This window comes from Bacteroides congonensis, from assembly GCF_900130125.1.
GTDB lineage: Bacteria > Bacteroidota > Bacteroidia > Bacteroidales > Bacteroidaceae > Bacteroides > Bacteroides congonensis.
In genome coordinates this window covers 746,614-767,861 of sequence record NZ_FQXY01000011.1, presented here as the reverse complement: position 1 = coordinate 767,861, position 21,248 = coordinate 746,614, and the positions used below count along the sequence as shown (strand labels likewise).

Genomic DNA, 21,248 nt, shown 5'->3' with positions numbered 1-21,248 from the left:
AAATATTTAAATCATGCCCATCTTACTTTTTAAGCACCACGGGATAAAGTGTACTGCCTGTGGGGTTCGGATAGTCTTCCACGATTCTAAAATTATTGTATTTCTGCTCGTCATTGTAGCCGTTTTCCCACGGACCGATATAGAGTTCGTTGTCCGACCAAGGCGTGTTGTTACCTCTGTTTTCTTCCACGCAACGGTTGCGGTAGATGAAGTTCTTGCCGCCCACTTGGTGCTGGGAAGACCACGGACCCATGATAGCTGTATAAGAGGTACTCAACGTTGTCGGCACTGTGATGCGGTTGTGTTCTATCAGGTTGTCGCCACCGTCGTTGACGTGGAACGAAAACTCCTGACGGATGTCGTTCTTATAGAACACATTCTGCTTGGATGCCGGATTCTGCATCGTAACGTGGCGGAGATGGGTCACCTTGCAACCGGTGATTAGCTGATGGTCGCCATCGATGAAGAAGTAGCCCTGAGCACCTCCATCTTTATTGTAAGCACCGTCCATCTCGACATCGCGGACAGTGTTGTTGTATCCGCTCATCCAAATCGGATGGGAGGCACTGTTGATAATCTTCACATTGTCTACGTATGAGTTGCGTATATATCCTCCTTGAGCATTACCGGTCATATCAATCATCTTATGTCCGCCCTTGCCTGCCAAGGTCTCTTTCATCAAGGTGGGGTCGGGGTCTTCGGCCATCCAGTCTCCTCTCAGCGTCAGATTGCGGACACCGCCGGCATTTGCATTATATAGTGAAAGATTGCCGTTGTCCCTTATCTTGATAATCACTCCGTCGCGACTTTCACCCACTAAGGTGCAACCTGAATATATACGCACACTCTTGTTGAAGACATATTCTCCGTTTTTCAAGTAAATAACCCGTTTACGATACTTGTTGCCTTCGTTAGTGTATGCAATAATATCGTCCACGGAAGTACCACCTTCAAACTCTTTGATTTCGCGTCCGTCGTTCATGATGGTCTCCAACGCAGGAATACCACCGGTTACTCCCGCCTTCATCCATTCCGTTATCTTGTCTTGATAGACGGGATCCACGCGACTCATGTCGAACGTCACGCCCGGGTCGCCCACACGCACTTCCGTCTCCCACGGTTCGCACTGTGACACATGATAGGTCTTGACTTTTTCTTTTTCCGACGTGCTTTTCAGCGTGATGGTGCCCATCCGGACAATACCCGTTTCATTCGGCTGGATAGTGGCTTTCACCTCTATCTCTTCCTCGCTTGCGTTTCCGCTCTCCTCGTCGAACGTAATCCAATCCGCATCGGTGGTCAGCACCCATGGTTCGGTTGTTGCCACCCGGAGCGTATGTTCTCCACCTTCAGGCGCAAAGTCAGCGGTCAAGCCTTTCACGTTGAACGCATACGACTTTTGATGCACCTCGATGATGTGGTTGTTCAGAATAGAAGGAGAATGCACACCAATCTTCGCCATACGGTTTTCGCCCGTATGGTTATCGTCCACCGACACTTTCACACGGAGGACGCCTTCTTCTTTCTCCGTCTCCACTTTACACCAGTCGCGGTTGCTCTTCACGGAGCTGTTCATAGGACTCTTCACCGTGAAGGTGATGGGATACTGTTCGGTGAGCTCGGCAGCCACTTCGTACATACCTTCTGCCTCTATCTCAAACTTGATTGTCTCGCCCGACTTGTCATCGTCATCGCACGAGGCGAATGGCAGCAAGAAAGCTGCCATCGCTACATATTTGAATATAGTTTTCATTCTACGTTGTTTTTTAAGATTTAATTTGCTTTTTCCAATACAAATTCGTCAAACCAAAATTGAACCGGATCGGATGATACCAATTTGCAACTAGTTGATCCAAATTCGCCTATAGTGTGAGGTTTAATCACCAGTTTCACCAATCCGTCTTTTAAATCATTCTCAGGAATATCCAATGTGATGGAATACTTCTGCCATGTACCTCCCACATATTCCAACATGGTTGGATAGAGAGAATTTGAAGTGTTCTGTCTGATAACCGTTTTGCCATTCTCAATTGCCAAGGCCTTGTAACTTCTATAATCTTTAATCGAAGTATCAACCAAAGTGAAACTTAACACGAATGATGATGCCTTATCGCTCTTGCCATAGAAGCTCAATGTATGTTTGCCGGCTGCAACGCCTTCAAATGCCAATCCTAAATCTGTGCTCCACCAGTTAGGAATTTTCGGACTCTTAAAGCTCAACGAATGCTTAGTACCGTTGGCTCCGTTTGCGTCATCCACAAAAAACTCCGTTCCAACTGCTTTTCTGACTGTCCAATGGTTCAAATACTTCAGTATTCCATCGTTTGCTATCTGATAATCTTCCGCAATCATCGGTTTCTCATCATCTGTATAAACCGTCTCAAAATCACCGTTCTCTATCAGATTGACAGGCTCTTCTTCCTTATCCTCGTCCTTGTCTTCCTCGTCATCTCCATTGTTAACCTTCGCATAATAGCGCACGTATTCCACTTCCATACGGGTGGGAAAGATGGATTCGTCAATGCCCCATGTACCTCCCCATCCGCCACCTACAGCGATGTTCATAATCAGATAATACGGCTGGTCGAAAGGCCACTGCTTGTAGGAGTTCAAATCCTTATCTCGCTGATAAGTCAGGATGACTTTGTTGTCGAACAAAATTTCGATGTTATTCTTCTCCCACACCACAGAATAGAGGTGAAATTTGGAGTCCAGCGTATTGGAGCTGCACCAAGAAGCCGGACGTTCGTCCACTTTGTCTTGTGTATTTTGTGTATGGATGGTCTGATACACCGAGTTGTGTCCGTCTCCGTTTCCCCAGACATACTCCATAATGTCAATCTCGCCATATCCGTCTTCGTATATGTTCTCCGTAGGCATCAGCCACAAGGCAGGCCATACACCGCGTCCCGTGGGGATTTTGGCGGCAATGTCGATGCGTCCGTACATGAAGTCTTTTTTCTTCTGCGATTTCACCGAAGCCGAAGAGAATTCAAAATGATAGGGTTCGCCTGTCCAGTGGTTTGTACCCTCGTGCGGATCTTTGAACGCCTGTAGAATCAGCTTTCCATCTTCCACCCACGAGTGGTTCAGATCCGCCTTCTTGTAGTCCTGAAGTTCATTGTTACGCCGATAGCCCTCTTCGTAGCCCCACACCTTGTCGTCGGGCAGGCCGTCTTTTTCAAACTCTTCCGCCCATGCTAGTTCGTAACCGTCATACTGTACAGTGCGATCCAGCGTATGCGTAGGGCAGTTCACCGTGATTTCATCGGTGCATGCTCCCAATATCAGGGAGCATGCCATTATCATTGTATTTAGTTTCATAGTCTATAACTAATATAAATAACTCTATAAATTCTCTTACCAACCCGGATTCTGAGTCAAATTGTCATTGACAAAGTTCTCCTTTTGAGGAATGGGATAGAGATACATCTTGTCCTCCCATACGCGGTTCTGGATAAGCTCTTTCTGATAAGTGCCGTTCTGCTTTTTCACCCCATAGATCTTCTCCACAAGATTGCCTTCCTTCCAGCGGCGGATGTCCCAGAAACGATGATCTTCAAACGCTAACTCGATACGGCGCTCTTTCTTCACCAACTTTCTGAACTTGTCTTTGTCCGTTTCCGTATATTTCGGCATACCTGCCGCCACGCGCACCTCGTTCAAGGCATCCAACGCCGACATCTTGCAATAGTAGTCGGTGTACATCGGGTCTTTCCATTCGTTCAGCGCTTCCGCGTAGTTGAGCAGAATCTCCGCATAGCGGAACACAGGATAGTGGTGATACTTCTTCACCGGTTTCACCGGGTCGAGCGAAACGGTCTCGTTCATCAGCTTCTTCAAGTAATAGCCTGTGGTAGTGGCTCCCTCGATGGGCAAGCCGTTCTTGCCGCCTTCCAGCGGTTCCACCACCTGTTCCATATACCTCATGCCGTCGCAGATGACATTCAGATAGAGACGCGGGTCGCGGGTCGGCTTCCCTTTTTTATCGTAATACATCTCCGCCACATGCTGCGGGTTGTTCCAGTCGAACGACTCACCGGTGAGGAAGTCAAACTCGTCCACCAAGTTCTGTGTCGGGGTATTTCCACCCTTGGCACCTTCAAATCCCATCGGCAAGTTACGTGCCTCGAAAGTATTGTTCTCTCCACCTCTCACTTCCCAAATCAACTGCTTGGAGTTGAGCACCCCGTTTCCGCCATCTTTGTTATACAGCGGGTCTTCAGTGATTTTCGGCATCGAATATTTGTTCAGGGCAATCACGTCGTAAGCAGCTTTGGCGGCAGCTTCCCATTTGGCAGCATCGCCTTCACCGGCAAACAAGGGGCTTGCCGCATAGAGCAACGCGCGTGAGCGGATGGAGAGCGCGATGCCTTTGTTGATGTGTCCGGTCTCACCGAACAGTTCGTTCTGATCTTTCACCAAGTCGGGCAGCAGGCGCTCGATTTCACTGTTCACAAACGCGATGATGTCGTCGAACGAAGTCTTCTCCACATGGTTAATCTCATCCAGCGCATACGTGCGGGTCATCAGAGGCACATCTCCATAGCGCTTTGCCAACTCAAAGTGGTAGTAGGCACGCAGCACCTCCACCTCTTTCATATAGGCACGCACCTTTTTTATGTTATCGGCATAGTTCTTGTCCCACTCATAGCGCTTGAGGTTCTCTTCCGAGAAATTCTCCATCAGCGAGTTGGCGTCGTGAATCACCTGATAGAACTCACTCCAGCGGTCGTCCACCAGGTTAATGGGGCTCCAGGCGTTGGAATAGATGTCCCACACCGCATTGTTGGTCCAAGTGTATACCGCATTGTCCGTGGCGGACTCTCTCAGCGCGTCGCTGATTTTTCCCCAATCGGAAGGCACCGCGCGGTAGACACCGCTCACCATGCGGGTGACATTGTCGAAATAGGCGTATGCCTCCTCTTTGTCCATGCCCGACGACTCATCGAAGTCGAGGAAATCACATCCTGTCAATGCGAGGGAAGCAAACAATATCGTATAAATCTTCTTTAGTTTCATTGTCATCTTCTTTAGAAATTAATATTTACTCCGAAATAGATTGAGGTCATGTCCGGATAGTTGATAGAGAAATCCTCACAGTTCATGTAACTGATGTGATCCAAAGAGAACAGGTTGTTGGCACGCGCATAGATCTGAAAGTTGTCCATCTTCATGGCGTTTGCCCATTTCTTCGGCAGGTTGTAGTACACATTCAGGTTGCGCAGCTTGAAGTAGGAGCCGTTTTCCAACCATTGTGTACTGTTGCGGAAGTTGTTGGCATTGCTAAGCGTGGTCAGGCGAGGCACATTGGCAATGTCTTCCGTTCCCTCTCTCCAACGGATCTTATCTTTCAGGTACCAGGTGGAGAGGTTGCTTTCGTTGTTGCGCAGTGGCCAATAGACGCTCTTCACATTCAGCATCTTGCTGATTTTTCCTGTTCCCTGGAAGAAGGCGTCGACACCGAATCCCTTGTACTCGAATCCAAGGTTAATACCATAATAGATGCGGGGCAGCACGCTGGAGTAACCGATTTTCACCACGTCATAGTCATCGATGCGTCCGTCGCCGTTCTGGTCCTTATACTTGATGTCGCCCGGGCGAACCTCGGAGAACATCTGCTTCGGACTGTTCTTGATGTCTCTCTCGTCGCGAAAATAGCCGATGGCCTCCAGTCCGTAGCACTGGCTGTAGGCATCGCCTTTTTTATACAGATAGTCGTAAGGCTGATACCCCTCACCGTTCTCCTCAATTTCTGTTTTCAGGAACGAGAAGTTGCCTCCTACATAGTAGTTGAAATCTTTCCCTGCCTTATCTTTCCACATAGCTGACATGTCGAACCCTTTGGAGTTCATGCGGCCGATGTTCTGCTGCGGGATGCCGGTTCCGATGACAGAAGAGAACAGTTTGTCGCTGTTGGTCAGCATGTCCTTGCGCTTGTCATAGAAGCCGTCGAACGTCAACGCCAAGCGTTGGTTGAAGAACTGTGCATCCAAACCTACGTTATACTTGTCCGCTAACTCGATGGTTAGGTTGTTGATGGGCAACGCACCGGGATGCAATCCGCCTCCACCACCCGGATTTATCGGCGGATTCTTCACTTGGAATCCACCGCAATTTTCCCAATACCGCTCGTCGAGGTCGTAATCGATGTTGTCATTGCCCGAACGTCCCCAAGAGGCGCGGAGCTTCAGGAAGTCGACGAACTTAACATTCTTCATGAATTTCTCATTCGACAATACCCAAGCTGCCGATACCGCAGGATAGGTACGGAACTTGTCACCGTTGCTCAATACGCTGGTACCGCTGTGATTCACCACCACGTCCACCATATAGCGATCGTTGTAGTTGTAGCCGCCGGTGAAGATGAACGACTGGCGCTTGCGGGTGTTGTTGCGTCCCATCGGTGTGTACGACTCCTGGCTGTACTGCAACGTGCCGTTCACGGCATGCAGACCGAATGCACGGTCATAGCCCACCTTGGCATCCAGCACCGCACGGATAAACTGACTGTCGAGCCAACCGTTGTCGATAGAGAGGGCGCTGTCGTCGCCAAACTTGGCACTTTGTGTCTCATATTCGCCCATGGCCGGAAGATAGAGTGGAGTGTTCACCTCATACGCATAGTTCTTGCTGCCTATATCTCTGTACACCGCATCGTTGTCATACGCCACGCCCACTTCGGCACGCAGTCCCTTCGTCAGCAACGAGAGGTCTTGGAGGATACGCATGTCCGCCTGAAGCATACGGCGGTCGGTCCGGTAATAACCCACGTCGGCAATCTGGGCGATGGGGTTCTTCTTGAACAGATAGTCACCTCCCCACATACCGGTGCTGGTGCGCACGGGGAACGCTGCCGAAGGCACATGATAGAGTGCAGAGAAGATGTCCTCTTCCGACTTATTCGGGCGGTTCTCCTCACGCAGCAAGCCGAACAGCGACACAGCAGCCTTGGTGTAGGGAGTGACGTCCACATCCAAGTTGATGCGGGCATTGAGGTCATACTTCTTCATCTGCGAGTTGTAGCGTTCCGAATAGTCGGTCAGGCCCTTGTCCAAGATTCCATAGTCGTTCTTATAGTTGATGGAGCTATAATAGCGCATGCGCTTGCCGCCTCCACGGAAGGCGACGTTCAGCTGGTTGTTGACGCTGTGGTTGCGTAGCGCCTCCTTCTGCCAGTCGGTGTTGGCAAAGAGGTCGCGGTTGGTTCCATATTTGAAAGCGTCGAGCGCTGCCTGGTCATACTGCAAAGGCAGCCCGTCGTAACGGAGCGCCTCGTTCTTCATCATGGCGTAAGTGTAGCCGTCCACAAAGTCGGGTTGGTTGACGGGAAACCCGATGCCATGCGTATAGTTGATGTCGATGTCCACTTTCTCGTGTACGCCGCGCTTGGTGGTGACAACAATCACACCATTGGCTCCGCGTGTACCCCACAAGGCTGTGGCGGCACCATCCTTCAACACAGATATGCTCTCCACATCGTTTAGATTAATGTATTTCATGGTGCGAGGAATGCCGTCCACCACAATTAGCGGGCTGCGGCTCGTGAGCGAACCTCCGCCACGCACCATCAGTTCCGCTGTATCAAGCCATCCGGTGTTCTGCTTCACAATGAGTCCCGGAATCAAGCCGTAGAGCGCATCGCTGATGTTCTTTACCGAGTTCTTCTCTAACATCTCTCCCGAGAGGGTGGAGATTGCCTGTGTGCGGCTCACGTCTGTCCGCAGGATGCCCTGGCTGTTACTCCGGATATCAAAATCGCCTAACGAAATCACCATGGTTTCTCCAGTCACCCATACTCTTTTGGATTGGCCGTCGGCATAGACCACCTCGATGTAGTCTCCTTTTTTTGCCTCAATGGAGAACAACCCGTTCTCGTCCGTGATTGTCTTCTTGGAAGGGTCGCCCACCAAAGAGACCGATGCTCCCAGCACCGGCTGTTGTTGCTGATTCTTGATCGTACCTGTCAGGGTGTGTTGTCCCATAGCCGAGAGGGAGAACATGCAGGCGATACTTAAAATCGAAATATATTTCTTTTTCATTTTATTCGCAATAAAAATTAGTATTCAATTATTCCCAACCCGGATTCTGAATCAAACCGTATTTCTTATTAATCTCATTCAAGTCTATGGGGCAGAGATAATAACGATTGTCCCATTGGGCTGTCCACACACGCTGGTTGATGGCCTCTTCCTTGATTTCATAGCGGAACACATGCGTTTTCGGGTCTTTCACATCCTCCTTTTTCTCGCCATCCTTCAGCCATGATTTCAATCTTTTGCGCTTCAGGTTGGTAAGGTAGTCACTGTGTTTCCAACGGGCAATGTCGTAGTGGCGTACCTCTTCGTAGCCAAACTCCAAGGCACGTTCTTTCAAGATGGCTTCGCGCAACGGCTCGCCGGGAGCAACAGCTTCGGGAGTCAGTTCCCACATGTCCACACGTTTACGCACCATGTTGATATAGTCATAAGCGTTATTGCCAAATTCGTCTTTCTCTTTTGCTTTGCCCAATTCGTTCATCGCCTCAGCAATGTTCAGATAGATTTCAGGCAAGCGCATCAACGGACATTGATAGAATTTGCCGCTCAATTCGCTTCTGATATCTTGTATAAACTTGCGTTGTGCCACACCGAAATATCCTAAGTTGCCCCAACCATCCGGTCCGGTGCCACCCATGTCTTGTGCCACTTCGCGTCCGCCTTCATAAATTTCAGCCTTACGTCCTCTGAACTTGTCCCCGGTCACAATCAATGTCTCATAGAGACGGGGGTCGCGTACTTCATTGCCATTGGCATCGAAGAAGGGATGCTCGCGGTGAGCAGGGTTGTCCCAGCTGAACTCGCCTCCGTCTTTCATCTGGAACATATCCGCATAGTTCAACATCGGATTGCATACTCCAAAACGAATCTGTGCAACAGCCTTTGAATTGTGGTCCCACTTAATCCAGCGGTGGCTGGAAATCAGCACTTCGCCATTGTAGCGGTCGAAATATCCGGAACAGAAGTCTTGACGCGGATTGCCGGTGTTCACCAATTTATAGCGGTTATTGTTCTCGCGGATAAACGCCAGGCCTGCATCCAAGGCATCCTGCCAACGCGACTGATCATAATTGCCATACCACACATAGTGTTTGTCGGCTGCTTCACCCTCTTTGTAAGGTTTGTCACTGTTGAACAACGGACTTGCCACGAAGGTCAGCAGGCGAGATTTCAGTGCATAGGCTCCTGCCTTGTGCATGCGTCCGTCGTCAGCCGAAGAGACTTCCCACGGTAGCAGGAAAGCGGCATCGTCTATCAGTTTGCATATTTTCTGTACGCTTTCTTCCACCGTCATACGGGTCATCCGCATATCGTCAACAGGCTTGTAGGCATGGTCAATCCAAGGCATACCACCCAAGTTACGCAACATGTTCATATAATGATAGGCTATGATCATCATCGCCTCGCCTTTGCGCACGTTCTTCTCCGCCTCCGTCATGTCGGGCACACGGTCAATGTTTTCCAAGAAGATGTATGCCTGACGGATGCCGTAGGTGGCAGAGAACTCGCCGTGCTCCTCGTTGTAGGACAAGCTGTAGGCAGAAGCATTGGCGACACTTGCAGTCAAGCTTCCTTTATGGTATTGGGTTCCACCCGATTTAATCGCGTCCGCCAAGTCGGTAATCGATTCCAAAGCACACCAGCCTAACCGATTGTTGTGTGGCTGATAGTCCGGTAACGAGTGGTACACCTGATTCAGAGCTTGTTCGGCATATACCTTTTTGGCATACACGCTATCGATGTTCATCTCATTGCTTAGCGGTTTCTCCAAAAAGTCGTTTCCGAATTTCAAGTCATCACATCCAACAAGGAGTAATGACAAGATTGCTATATTTTTGATTTGTTTATACATAATGGTCTTTAGGTTAGAAAGTTAAGTTTACACCAAGGTTATAAATCTTCACTACCGGATAGGTGTCGTGATATTGGTTGGGGTTCGATTCGGGATCCATAATGTCAAACTTGTCGAAAGTCAACAGGTTATAGGCCGTGAACTTCAAGCCAAGCTGCTGGATACCGAGTTTCTTCAATGCAGGATAACCCGTGAAGTTGTAACCGAACGTCAGGTTCTTCAGTTTCAAATAATTACCGTTCTTCACTGTCATAGTAGACTGTTTGTAGTTGTGGCTCGCACTATTCACAGACAAACGCGGAAGTTTGGCGTTGGCAGCAGTCTCTTTGGTCCAACAGCCATCTACCTGATACATCATCAATCCACGTCCCTCGATGTTGAACGGTTTGCAGAACTCTTCGGACAACACCAACGAACGTTCTGCCGCTCCTGTCCAGTTCATGGAGAAAAAGAAACCTTTGTAGTTGGCGCCCATATTCAGACCGAACACATAGTTCGGACGGGTGGGGTAACCGATGTTCTGCTGGTCGTCATCATTGATTTTTCCATCTTTGTTCAAGTCCAGATATTTCACATCACCCGGATGCACAACCGCTTGCGGCTTGGCAAGTTCTTCCTTCAACGTACCTTTGTCGGGGTCGATAAAGTCGTCTTCCGAATAGAATCCGTCTGCCACATAACCGAATACAGCGCCCACCTGCTGGCCTGTGCGCCACAGGTAAGGTTCGTTGGGCTCTACCTCGTCTTGGAAAATAATTTCATTTTTGGCATAGGACATGTTTCCATTTATATAATAGCTGAAATGTTCGCCCACGTGGTCATTCCAGTTCACTTCGATTTCGTATCCCTTGTTTTTCACTTTACCCATGTTCACCACCGGCAGCAAATCCTTGGTCAGCGAGGTCATTCCCGGAATGGTCTTACGGGCAATCAAGATGTCCTTACGGTCTTCGCGGAACACGTTGACGCTCAATTTCAAGCGGCTTTTCAAGAAGTGCATATCCACACCATAGTTCTGCTTCAATGAGGTTTCCCACGTCACGCCCGGATTACCCAAACGGTTTTCCACGGCACCCTTCAACGGGGTTGAAATGTCCTTACCGAAACTATAGCCCCATTTGTAGCCTTTCCAGTCGCTTATCGGATCGCCCAACTTGTCCACGCTGTAGCTGTCCGGCAGGTAAAGGAAGCGACTGTTGTTCATGTTGTCGTTACCCACCAAACCGACAGAGGCACGCAGCTTCAAGAAGTCGAAGACCTTTTGGTTCTTCATAAACTTCTCTTCCGAGATGATGTAACCCAACGACACAGCAGGGAAGGTACCGAAACGCTTGTCGGGCGAGAAGTTTTCGGAACCGTTGTAACCGATGTTGAACTCCGCCATGTAGCGCGATTTGTAGTCATACGTGGCACGTCCCACCAAGCCTACGTAGGCTGTAGGGATAAATCCGAATTGCTTGGGATAGTATTTCTTGCTTTGGTTGTAGAGCAGCAATCCGGTCACATTGTGGTCGCCAAACTTGCGGTTGTAGCGCAAGCTTGCCTCCATATACCAGTCGCGCGCACGCTCTATTTTCTCTTCATAGCTATATTTGCTATTTGTACCTTCTATCAGATAGATGATGTCATTGTTAAAATCGGGTTCATCGACCAGCATACCGGGATTTTCCAATTCCGACTGGAAATAGGGTATGTAGGTCTCATGTTTTTTCTTTCTGATTTTAATGAACGAATAGTCTGTGTTGTAGGCGGCTTTCACCTCGGCAGAAAGTCCTTTGGTGAGGAAATCCAATTTCTGGACAAGGTGCAAGTCGAGGTTCATCGTGTTCTTCACATTCTTCTTATATCCCTCCATATATTTGCTCAACGGTTCCCCTATCTTGATGTCCCTGTATCTGTTGCCTTGGCTGATTACGTGATGCCCGTCCACAAATCCCGGGCTACTGAACGGCTGCGCCCAGTTGATTGATTTCCAAACCTCACTACTGGAAGGCTCGTTTTTATCGCCCACTACGCCACCGATGCCCAACTTCAGGGTAGTGGTATTGGTAATGTCCATATCCAAGTTGGCACGATAATTGTAACGGCTGTATTTGTAGCCCATATTATCTTGTCTGAAGTCTTTAAACAAACCGTCCTGAAACATATAGCCCAAAGAAACGAAATAGCGCACTTTCTTTGTTCCGCCCGACATATTCAGGTTGTGCTGGGTCTGCACTGCTACCTTGTTCGTCATATACTCACGCCACTTCACATTCGGATACATTATCGGAGAATCGCCCAAGCGGAAACGTTCAAGCGCATACTCATCGAACACTTCATCACGACCGTCGTTCCGTTCCTGTTGGTTGAACATCATGGCGTAGGTGTAGCTGTCTGCTGTCTCCAATGTGCGGGTAGGCGTCTGGATACCTACGGAAGAAGTTACAGAGATTTTGGTCTTGCCCTCTTCACCGCGACGGGTGGTGACCAATATAACACCGTTGGCACCGCGCACACCGAACACGGCTGTGGCGGAAGCATCCTTCAGCACCGTGATGTTTTCAATTTCATTGGGATCCATCTGGAAGAAGCTGCGCTCCACACCGTCCACCAAGATCAGCGGGGTACCGCCATCTTCGGTCAACGAACCCACACCGCGCACAAAGATTTTCGGGTCTTCGGCTCCCGGTTGTCCACTACTCTGCACTGACGACAGACCGGTAATCTTACCAGCCAACGAGTTGGCCACACTGGAGTTGGGCGACTGTAACAGGGCGTCTGTCTTCACCGAGGAGATAGCACCGGTCAGCGTCTCTTTCTTCTGCACACCGTAGGCCACCACCGTCACTTCTTCCAACTCGTTAAACGTCTCTTGCAAGACGATTTTAACACTTTTCTTACCTTGCAAAGGCACCTCCTGGGTTTCATATCCGATGTACGAAACCACCAAACGGACTTTGGCGGCGTCAGCCACCGTAATTCTAAAGTTTCCATCCACATCCGTCACGGTTCCAGTAGCAACACCTTTCACTTGAATGGTTGCTCCAATGACCGGCTCGTTGGTCGTATCTATTACTTTACCAGTAACAGACATTTGCTGTCCGTATGAAAGAACAGCAGAAAACAGCATCAACAACAGTACACTTATTTTTCTCGACTTGTACTTGCTTTGCCTTTTAGTCATGTTCATAATTAATTAGATTTATACACATAAAAACAGTGTGATTAATAAAAAAAACTGAAAACAATCTTGATACCCTAAAAAAAACTACCTCTTGAAAACTGCCCAAAAATAAATCCGGCAAACACAACAGACACGACACTTTATACAAATGAAGTGTCTGTTTTATACAAACTGCACTATTATTTTTCGCTTTTACGTGCCAAGGCTTCTAAGAAATAATAGTCGGCATAATTGAGCGGCACATCTATCTCGGCATTGTGCGGTATGCTTCCTACCGAATGCATCAGGATGAAGTTGCCGTTTGTCCCCACTTCGGCACGATAGGCGGGTGTACTCAATGTCTGCACAATCCGGTCGGCTGTCTCCTTGTATTTCTGTTCAGGTGCGTAGGTATACAGTTCGTACAGGGCAGAAGCGATAACGGATGCCGCCGACACATCGCGAGGCTCCTTGGGGATGTTGAGTGCGTCGAAATCCCAATACGGAATCAAGTCCTGCGGAAGATTCTTATGTGTGAAGATAAACTCGTAGACGTTGCAAGCTTGTTTCAAGTATTCGGAATTATGGGTGTAACGGTAACACATCGTATATCCATAAATAGCCCAGGCCTGCCCGCGCGCCCAAGCCGATTCGTCGGCATAGCCCTGGGCGGTCTGTCTACTGCGCACCGTTCCGTTTTCCAAATCATAGTCCACCACATGATAGCAACTGTTGTCGTTGCGGAAGTGGTTCTCCAACGTCCGGTCGGCATGGCTCACCGCTATATTATAATAGGTAGAGTCGCCCGAAAGTGCAGTGGCCTCGAAAAGCAGCTCCAAGTTCATCATATTGTCGATGATGACCGGACACTCCCAGCCGCGCTTGCTTTGCCATCCGCCGATCACATCCCACGACTGAATGACCCCGGCATTCGGGCGGAAACGGGTACTAAGCGACTTGGCTGTCTGAACAATGACAGGTGCATACTCCTTGATTCCCGCAAAACGCAATCCGTTGAGGTAGCTGCAACCTATCATGAAACCTACATCATGATGATTGGTGAGGTATTGGATTTCCTCCAACTTTCCTGTGTACTTTTCAGCAAGAGACTTCCACTTTTCATCGTTGCTCAATTTATACAGATACCACAAAGAACCGGGAAAGAAGCCGCTCCGCCAATCGGCGGGATTGATATACACCACTTCTCCCTTGGCATTGGTGTAGCCGGGAAGCTTGCCTCCATTCTCATCTGCCGCTTTTACCATCAACGTATATTGCGAAGCTGCGTTGACCACATTATCGGCTACCAGTTCTTCCTGTTCATTAGAAAAACTCGCACATCCCGACAGTCCGGACAACACTAATCCGGAAAGGATGAAACTAATGATTGTTTTTTTGTTGAAACACATATTCATATCATATCCTATTTTAAAAAACTACTCAAATGTAGGATGGATATGACAAACAGAACCGCGTGTTATATACAAATAATCCGACCTATTATACAAAAACGTATTCAATCGGCAGATGTACGAAATAGTACCTCAACGCATACAAAACAGTACGTTGATATTTACCTATCCCCTCTCTTCTGCCGACGGTACTCCTGAGGCGTAATGGTATATTTCTCTTTAAAACATCGGGTGAAATGGCGAGGAGATCCGAAGCCAAGACGGTCGGCAATCTCCGAGATACTACATTCCTTGTTGTTCAGCAACATCACGGCAGCACGTTTCAGACGGATAGTCAGGATAAATTCCAAAGGTGTCTGTCCGGTGACGGCCTTCATCTTGGAGAATAGCTTGGTGCGCGCCATCCCCAACTCGCACGCCAATGCATCAACGCTAAATTCTACATCGTCCATGTGCTCTTCGATCACCTTCATCACGCTGTCGACAAACTTTTTGTCCATGTCGTTCGTTGCCAGAATCTGCGGCGATGCCTGCGGCTGGCGCGTGAATTTCTCCTGCAACAGAAGGCGGTTGTTTATCAAATTGTTACAACGCGACAAAAGAATATCGATATTAAACGGCTTCGTAACATAATCGTCTGCTCCTGTTTTCAATCCCTCGATGGTATGTTCCGGTGCCGTGCGCGCAGTCAATAATATAACAGGTATATGACAAAGCTCCATATCTTTCTTCACTGCCTGACATAGCTCTATACCCGACATCCCGGGCATCAGCACATCGCTGAGGATAAGATCGGGCTGAACGGTGCGTACTTTGTCCAATCCCTCTTTTCCGTCGGAAGCCGTCTCTATCTGATAGAATGTCTTGAAAATCTCTGTCAGCATTTTCCTCAATGCTTCATTGTCCTCCACAATCAGTAATTTGTACTTCTGCTCCGGTTGCGCAACCGATTCTTTCGCCTCTTCCGTAAAAGCCGAATCGGACAGAATGGGACATTGCTTTTCCCCTACAGCCGGTTCCATCACCCTTTCTTCACCTGCCTGAAGCTCTTCTTCCGTAAAGTGACTGTTGCCCTTCTTCAGATGAATGGAGAAAGTTGTTCCCTCGTCCACCTTACTCAGCACTTCGATGCTACCGTGATGCAGTTCGATGATTCCTTTGGCAAAAGAAAGCCCTATCCCCGTCCCTGTGGAGAGTCCCTGTTTCGTCTGATAAAAACGTTCGAATATCTTCCTTATATCCTCGGCGGAAATTCCTCTTCCAGTATCAGTCACCTCTATCACCACCTCCTCGATGCGGTTGCGTATGGAGATAGAAATGGTACCCTCCTTCGGAGTGTACTTGAAAGCGTTTGAAATCAGATTGTTCATCACCTTCCGCATCTGCCGGGCGTCATACCAGACTTGGATGTCATCGTCCGACTTCTCGAACCTGAGGCGGATATACTGCTGCTCAGCATACTCCTGAAACGACGAATAAATCTCGTGCAGGAAATCAACCATGTTGTATCTGTCCACCTTAATAGTCATGTAGCCTTGCTCTTGCTTACGGAAATCGAGCAATTCACTAATAAGCTCACGCATCTGAATACAGTTCCTGTAGATTCCCGACAGACGGCTGTGTATCGGTGTCGCAAAGGAATGGAGGCGTAACAGCATCTCTACCTGCCCGATAATCAACGTCAACGGAGTGCGGAACTCATGGGAGATGTTCGTAAAGAAACGCAGTTTCGCCTGATTCATCTCCTGAAGGTCCTCGATATACTTCTCTTCATACTTGAGCGCCGCTTGTAGCTTGATGCGCCGCTTATAGCTTTTCACAATGCTATACAAAAGCGTAAGCCCCAACAGCCAATAAAGTAGATAAGCCCATGTTGTCCGGTAGAAAGGCGGAAGCACCTGAATGTCTATCTTGCTCTCCGACACCAGCTCTCCATTCCGCCTGACAGCTTTAGCTTTCAGGACATATTTGCCGGGACTTAAGTTGGTATAAGAGACCAAATGCTGTTCGTTCATCTCCGTCCATTCTGTAGAGAAGCCTTCCAGATAATAGAACAGCCGGTCGCTATTGAAAGGCAGATAGTCGGAAAGCGCATATCCAATACTAAACATATTCTGTCCCGGATACAGAACCAGTTGGTCTACCATCGGCAACCGACAAGAAAAAACGCTGTCGGGGAGTTCTTCGCCATTCACCATGAAGCTGCTGGGCGTCAAGGTATAGTCACGCGCCAAATGCCGTATGCTCTCGGCATCGAATGCAAAGAGACCGTTTAGTCCTCCGACAAAAACTTCACCGTCAGCCGACTGATAGAGCGCATTCTCCTTAAGAGAAACTTGCGGCAAATTGTCGTAGTTTACACACGTATGTGTCCGACAGTCGAACACCGAAATGCCTTTATCCGTAGTGAGTAGCAGACGGTTCTGAGGAATCTCACACACATTGTACACCCGATTGCTTATCAACCCATTCTGCTTTTGATTGAAATTCTCAAAACTGTCCGTTTCCGGATGATAGCTATCAATGCCATTGTCGCTTGTACAGAACCACAACTTGCCCTCGCTGTCCTCATATACGGCATTTATGTTATTGCTGCTAATACTATTCGGCAGTACACGATTACGTTTATATAGTTTAAATTGGTCGGTTGCAAACTTATAGGAGCACACTCCATTATTCAGATTGACAATCCACAATGTTCCCCGCCGGTCTATCCACAAATTGATGGCATACTGGCAAAAACTATGCTCCTTCTCATCTTGCAAAAGACGGGTACATCGAGCATCAGCAGGATTGAAAAGCACAATGCCATTGTGAGTGGCCAGCACCAACTTGTCCTTATAGGAAAGAATATCCAGAATAATATCAGAAGGAAGAGAGTTCGGATCCGACTGCTGATGACGGTAATGGGTAAACTGTTCCGTCTTTAAATCCAGCTTGTTGAGTCCACCCATGTGCGTCCCGATCCACAGTACCTCTTCCTTTTCATCATAGTATACAGCCTTCACATTGTTGTGAGAGATTGATTTTCCCGTACCGCCTGCCATATATCGCTTAAAGTCCTGTTGCTTGGGGGAATATTTGTTCAGTCCTCCGCCTTCGGTCCCTATCCACAGATTACCATTCTCATCTTTCACCATTCTGCTGATGATGCCGGAGCTAAGTCCGTCTTTTTCTATCAAAGAGGGCAGATATTCCCTATATATCTGTTTCTGCGGATGGAAATAGTTGACACCTCCATAATAGGTCCCCGCCCAAATGTTACCCTGTCTGTCGCAACACAGCCCCCAAACGGAAGAGTGGGTGAGGCTGTTGGCAGTCTCTTTCTTTTTATATTGTATAAAGCAGTTATCGCTCCGGCGGTACTGCGTGATTCCTTCGAACGTGCCAATCCAGATATCGCCCTGCTTGTCCTCAACGCAATGATGGGTGAAATTGGAAGTCAGCACAGTGTTGCCCGGTGTATTGCGGTAATTCACAATCTCCCCTTTGCTTATGCGATAAAGCCCTTTACCACCACGCATGCTGCAACACCAATAGTCGCCCCGGCTATCCTTGAAAATATCGGAAATATATGTGCCGGGGATCAGTTTTTTCACCGTTTGCCTATCTGTAAGCAGATACAAGCCGAAGTCTGTTCCCATTAAAATGGAATCATTATCCACATAAAAACAGTCAATGCTTGCTTTATCGGTAAGCCGGTAGAGAGAGTGAAACCGCTGTCCGTCGTATTCCAAAAGTTCATTACCACAAGCTGCATACAATTTTTTATTATAAAAGATAAAAGAAAACTTACGTGTCGATAGGGTTGTAAATGTCTCTGTCGCTATATGCACGGCAGAAACACCGTTTTGGGTTTTAACATACACGGTATCGGAATCGATATCGTCCACAATCTGACTAACCGTATTGCCGGACAAACTGTTCAGATTGTCCATTTGCTGATAATATGTCCGAACGCGATTGCCATCATACAGGTTCAGCCCATTCTTCGTCCCCAACCATATTATTCCCTTCTTATCCTGATAGATGGATGTGACGGAATTGTTGGAAAGTCCATGGTCGACAGTCAAATGCCTAAAAGAGATTCCCTGGGCTTTACCTACGAAACAAATCGCACACAACATTAGTACACATAAATATATTCTCATAAATAAGATTTATTTTAAAGTTAACAGCCACAAATCAACATCAGTCATTGCTAAACAACGCGACAAAAATAGATATTTATTTTTCATTTTCATACCCTCCCATACATTTATGTACAAAACTGACACATTCGGGCGGTAGTTGTGTACATAACAGCCCTATTTGTCTCTCTCGTCCGTTATATCTTTGTGGTGATAAACAACTATAATTTCTTTAAAAAGTATATCATGAAACATCGTTGCATTTATTTTTGGGTATTTTCTCTTTGCTGTATATGCACTGCATTGAGAGCACAGAACAAAGAGGCACAGTGGTCAATAGACAACTATCACCGCTATTACGGAGAAGCAAGAAAAATAAGCTCACCGGAGAAAGAAAAATTCATCAAAGAGTTCCGGTTGAAACTGCAACAAGAGAATCTTTATTTCAACAGAAAAGGCAATATGGACAAGCATGAACTGAACAAGCTAATCCAATTGATGCAACCCGACGGTAAATTCTCCGACTTGGACGACAACCAAATCGGTCCGGGCAAGGACGGAAACCAGGCAAACAGCGGAGGCGTCATCACCGAAGCCTACCAGCGTCTTTGGTTCCTAGCAAACGCATTTAAGGAGAACAAGCTTTCGCAAGAAAAAGACAGCCGTACATGGAAAGCGCTGCTGAAATCCATCGTACACTATGGCAACCTCGAAATCTCCCGTCCCAACAACTGGGCGCGTTTCCACGCTTCCTGTTTCGCACTTCCCAAATCGGCTTCGGGCATCTACTTCTGCCTCTTGCAGCAGATGGATATCGCTGAAGCGGGGGGAGCGGAAGACAAAGACTTGGTGGCAGCAGCCGACATGCTGAAAATCATCTCCCTGCAATCGTGGACACAGCCTGTGCGCAACGATGACACCGACCTCAACGTGGTGCAGGTGGAGCGTTTCCGCAACCACGTGTGGTGGGTAGGCGGCAACGGATTGGGAACGAGCGGCTATCGTGCCGTATATCAGGCAGCTTTCATCTACCGCTCCATCCCGATGCTCGACCTGCTGGCGGAAGTGTGCCAACGAAGCATCGCCACCACTTCGCAAGCCACCTACCACACCTCGTTCTGGAACGAAGGCTTCACCGCCGACGGTGCCGGCTGGGGACACGGAGTGCAGTGCCTCATCTGGGGATATCCCATCCATGGCACGTCCGGAGCACTGGAGATGCTGGGGATGCTGAAAGACTCTCCGTGGAAGACTAAATTGACCCGTGGAAACGTGGAAGCACTGATGAACTATTTCCGTGGAGGAAACTTCTACTATTATAAAGGATACACCACACCCTGCTTAGACCGCAACTCGATGGCATACGCCCCCGAATCGCGCACCATCCCCTACCGCGGACTGCTGGGCATGCTGCTGTCCACCTGGAGAGAATCCTTCACCGATGAGGAGGTGAAAGAGCTGGAACTGCTACAAAAAGAGGTGGAGAACAAAGATATACGAATGGAAGCCTACGACGCTTACAACGGAACGCGCTATTTCTTCAACAACGACGACTTGGTGAAGAAGAACGACGACTATTATATCATGGTGAACATGGCGTCCGTGCGTTGCGACGGCATAGAGAGCGCGCACACCTTTGCCGATGCCTACAACTTCTACACCACCGACGGAACCACCTTCTTTGAAAAGACGGGCAACGAATATAAGTCAGTGTTGGGAGGTTTCGACGTGACCGCCATGCCGGGATGTACCGCCCGCGAGGGAATGGAACGGCTGACGCCCGTGACCAACTGGCGCGGATATACCAGTAAGCACAACTTCGCCGCCGCAGCGACAGCGGGAGGAGAGAATGCCGTGGCAGGCTACATCTTCGAGAAGATGAACGGCTCGGAAAGAGAGGGCGTGAACGACAAGGGAGACAGCGAAGGGATGAACGCAGTGCTCTACGGGGTGAAGGCCTACAAGTCCTACTTCATGCTGGGCGACTACATGGTGGCACTCGGAGCAGGCATCACCAATCTCGACCCCAACCAGCCGGGAACCATCCTCACCACTATCGACCAGACGGCACACACCGGCGAGGTGTATACCCACAAGGTGAAAGGCACGAAATGGATTGTGCAGCAAGGGAAATTTGCCTACTCTGTGTTGCCCGAATATCAGAATAGAATGCACTATGTGTGCGAACAGAAGAAAGCCGACTGGTTCAAGATGAACGTATCGAACCGCAACAAGAAGGACCTGCCACAAACGGCAGACATCTTCCGCATCTGGATAGACCACGGACAAAAGCCGGTGAACGACAGCTATGGCTACGTGGTATATGCCGGCAAAGGCGAGCCGAAAGAGGGCTACCCCTTCAAGGTGTTGCGCAACGACACCCTCGTACAGGCTGTGGAAAGCTCTGACAAGAAGGTAACAGAGGCTGTGTTCTACACCACCGGTGAGACGCTGAAGGCATCGCGTACCACGCTGTCGGTTTCCGCCCCCTGCACGGTATTGGTGGAAAAGCAAGGAGAAAAGACGCAAATTACCGTAACCGACGCCTGCATGGACAAGAAGTGCAAGGAAATCCGTGTGACGTTGAACGGCAAGAGCGTGAAATGCCCCATGCCGCAAGGCGAACGGACAGGAGCACCTGTTACAGTATGGCTATAATTAACTACTAAA

Annotated in this window: 9 protein-coding genes; 1 reads left to right on the top strand and 8 read right to left on the bottom strand. The window is 48.6% G+C overall.

The window, feature by feature from the left end:
• Nucleotides 1-22: 22 nt before the first annotated feature.
• The 8 genes from BQ7997_RS20370 to BQ7997_RS20335 all read right to left on the bottom strand — a co-directional run bounded on the left by BQ7997_RS20370 (nt 23) and on the right by BQ7997_RS20335 (nt 18,599).
• Nucleotides 23-1,753: a BACON domain-containing protein gene (locus BQ7997_RS20370; protein WP_073347829.1), complete on the bottom strand. Its 1,731-nt coding sequence runs from the start codon at nt 1,751-1,753 to the stop codon at nt 23-25.
• Between the two features lie 20 nt (nt 1,754-1,773).
• Nucleotides 1,774-3,324, bottom strand: coding sequence for a glycoside hydrolase family 16 protein (locus BQ7997_RS20365; RefSeq protein ID WP_083589315.1), 1,551 nt, complete (start codon nt 3,322-3,324; stop codon nt 1,774-1,776).
• A gap of 36 nt (nt 3,325-3,360) precedes the next feature.
• Nucleotides 3,361-5,022 (bottom strand): RagB/SusD family nutrient uptake outer membrane protein, encoded by a 1,662-nt coding sequence (locus BQ7997_RS20360; RefSeq protein ID WP_073348480.1) that lies wholly within the window; start codon nt 5,020-5,022, stop codon nt 3,361-3,363.
• 11 nt (nt 5,023-5,033) lie between these two features.
• Nucleotides 5,034-7,985, bottom strand: coding sequence for a SusC/RagA family TonB-linked outer membrane protein (locus BQ7997_RS20355; protein WP_235817352.1), 2,952 nt, complete (start codon nt 7,983-7,985; stop codon nt 5,034-5,036).
• 85 nt (nt 7,986-8,070) lie between these two features.
• The gene (locus tag BQ7997_RS20350) at nt 8,071-9,891 is read right to left on the bottom strand and encodes a RagB/SusD family nutrient uptake outer membrane protein (protein ID WP_073347826.1); all 1,821 of its coding nucleotides are present in this window, start codon (nt 9,889-9,891) and stop codon (nt 8,071-8,073) included.
• A 13-nt stretch (nt 9,892-9,904) separates the two neighbouring features.
• On the bottom strand, nt 9,905-13,063 hold the full coding sequence (locus BQ7997_RS20345; RefSeq protein WP_097677842.1) for a SusC/RagA family TonB-linked outer membrane protein: 3,159 nt from the start codon (nt 13,061-13,063) through the stop codon (nt 9,905-9,907).
• Nucleotides 13,064-13,236: 173 nt separating this feature from the next.
• Nucleotides 13,237-14,445: a glycoside hydrolase family 88 protein gene (locus tag BQ7997_RS20340; RefSeq protein ID WP_073348479.1), complete on the bottom strand. Its 1,209-nt coding sequence runs from the start codon at nt 14,443-14,445 to the stop codon at nt 13,237-13,239.
• A gap of 164 nt (nt 14,446-14,609) precedes the next feature.
• Nucleotides 14,610-18,599 (bottom strand): hybrid sensor histidine kinase/response regulator transcription factor, encoded by a 3,990-nt coding sequence (locus tag BQ7997_RS20335; protein ID WP_073347824.1) that lies wholly within the window; start codon nt 18,597-18,599, stop codon nt 14,610-14,612.
• A gap of 225 nt (nt 18,600-18,824) precedes the next feature.
• On the opposite strand from BQ7997_RS20335, the gene BQ7997_RS20330 reads away from it, so the two are divergent.
• Nucleotides 18,825-21,236 (top strand): polysaccharide lyase family 8 super-sandwich domain-containing protein, encoded by a 2,412-nt coding sequence (locus BQ7997_RS20330; protein ID WP_073347823.1) that lies wholly within the window; start codon nt 18,825-18,827, stop codon nt 21,234-21,236.
• Nucleotides 21,237-21,248 lie beyond the last annotated feature (12 nt).

Excerpts from the sequence above, each read along its gene's own strand:
- BQ7997_RS20370 (WP_073347829.1), bottom strand. The coding sequence starts at position 1,753 with ATGAAAACTATATTCAAATATGTAGCGATGGCAGCTTTCTTGCTGCCA.
- BQ7997_RS20365 (WP_083589315.1), bottom strand. The coding sequence starts at position 3,324 with ATGAAACTAAATACAATGATAATGGCATGCTCCCTGATATTGGGAGCA.
- BQ7997_RS20360 (WP_073348480.1), bottom strand. The coding sequence starts at position 5,022 with ATGAAACTAAAGAAGATTTATACGATATTGTTTGCTTCCCTCGCATTG.
- BQ7997_RS20355 (WP_235817352.1), bottom strand. The coding sequence starts at position 7,985 with ATGGGACAACACACCCTGACAGGTACGATCAAGAATCAGCAACAACAG.
- BQ7997_RS20350 (WP_073347826.1), bottom strand. The coding sequence starts at position 9,891 with ATGTATAAACAAATCAAAAATATAGCAATCTTGTCATTACTCCTTGTT.
- BQ7997_RS20345 (WP_097677842.1), bottom strand. The coding sequence starts at position 13,063 with ATGAACATGACTAAAAGGCAAAGCAAGTACAAGTCGAGAAAAATAAGT.
- BQ7997_RS20340 (WP_073348479.1), bottom strand. The coding sequence starts at position 14,445 with ATGTGTTTCAACAAAAAAACAATCATTAGTTTCATCCTTTCCGGATTA.
- BQ7997_RS20335 (WP_073347824.1), bottom strand. The coding sequence starts at position 18,599 with ATGAGAATATATTTATGTGTACTAATGTTGTGTGCGATTTGTTTCGTA.
- BQ7997_RS20330 (WP_073347823.1), top strand. The coding sequence starts at position 18,825 with ATGAAACATCGTTGCATTTATTTTTGGGTATTTTCTCTTTGCTGTATA.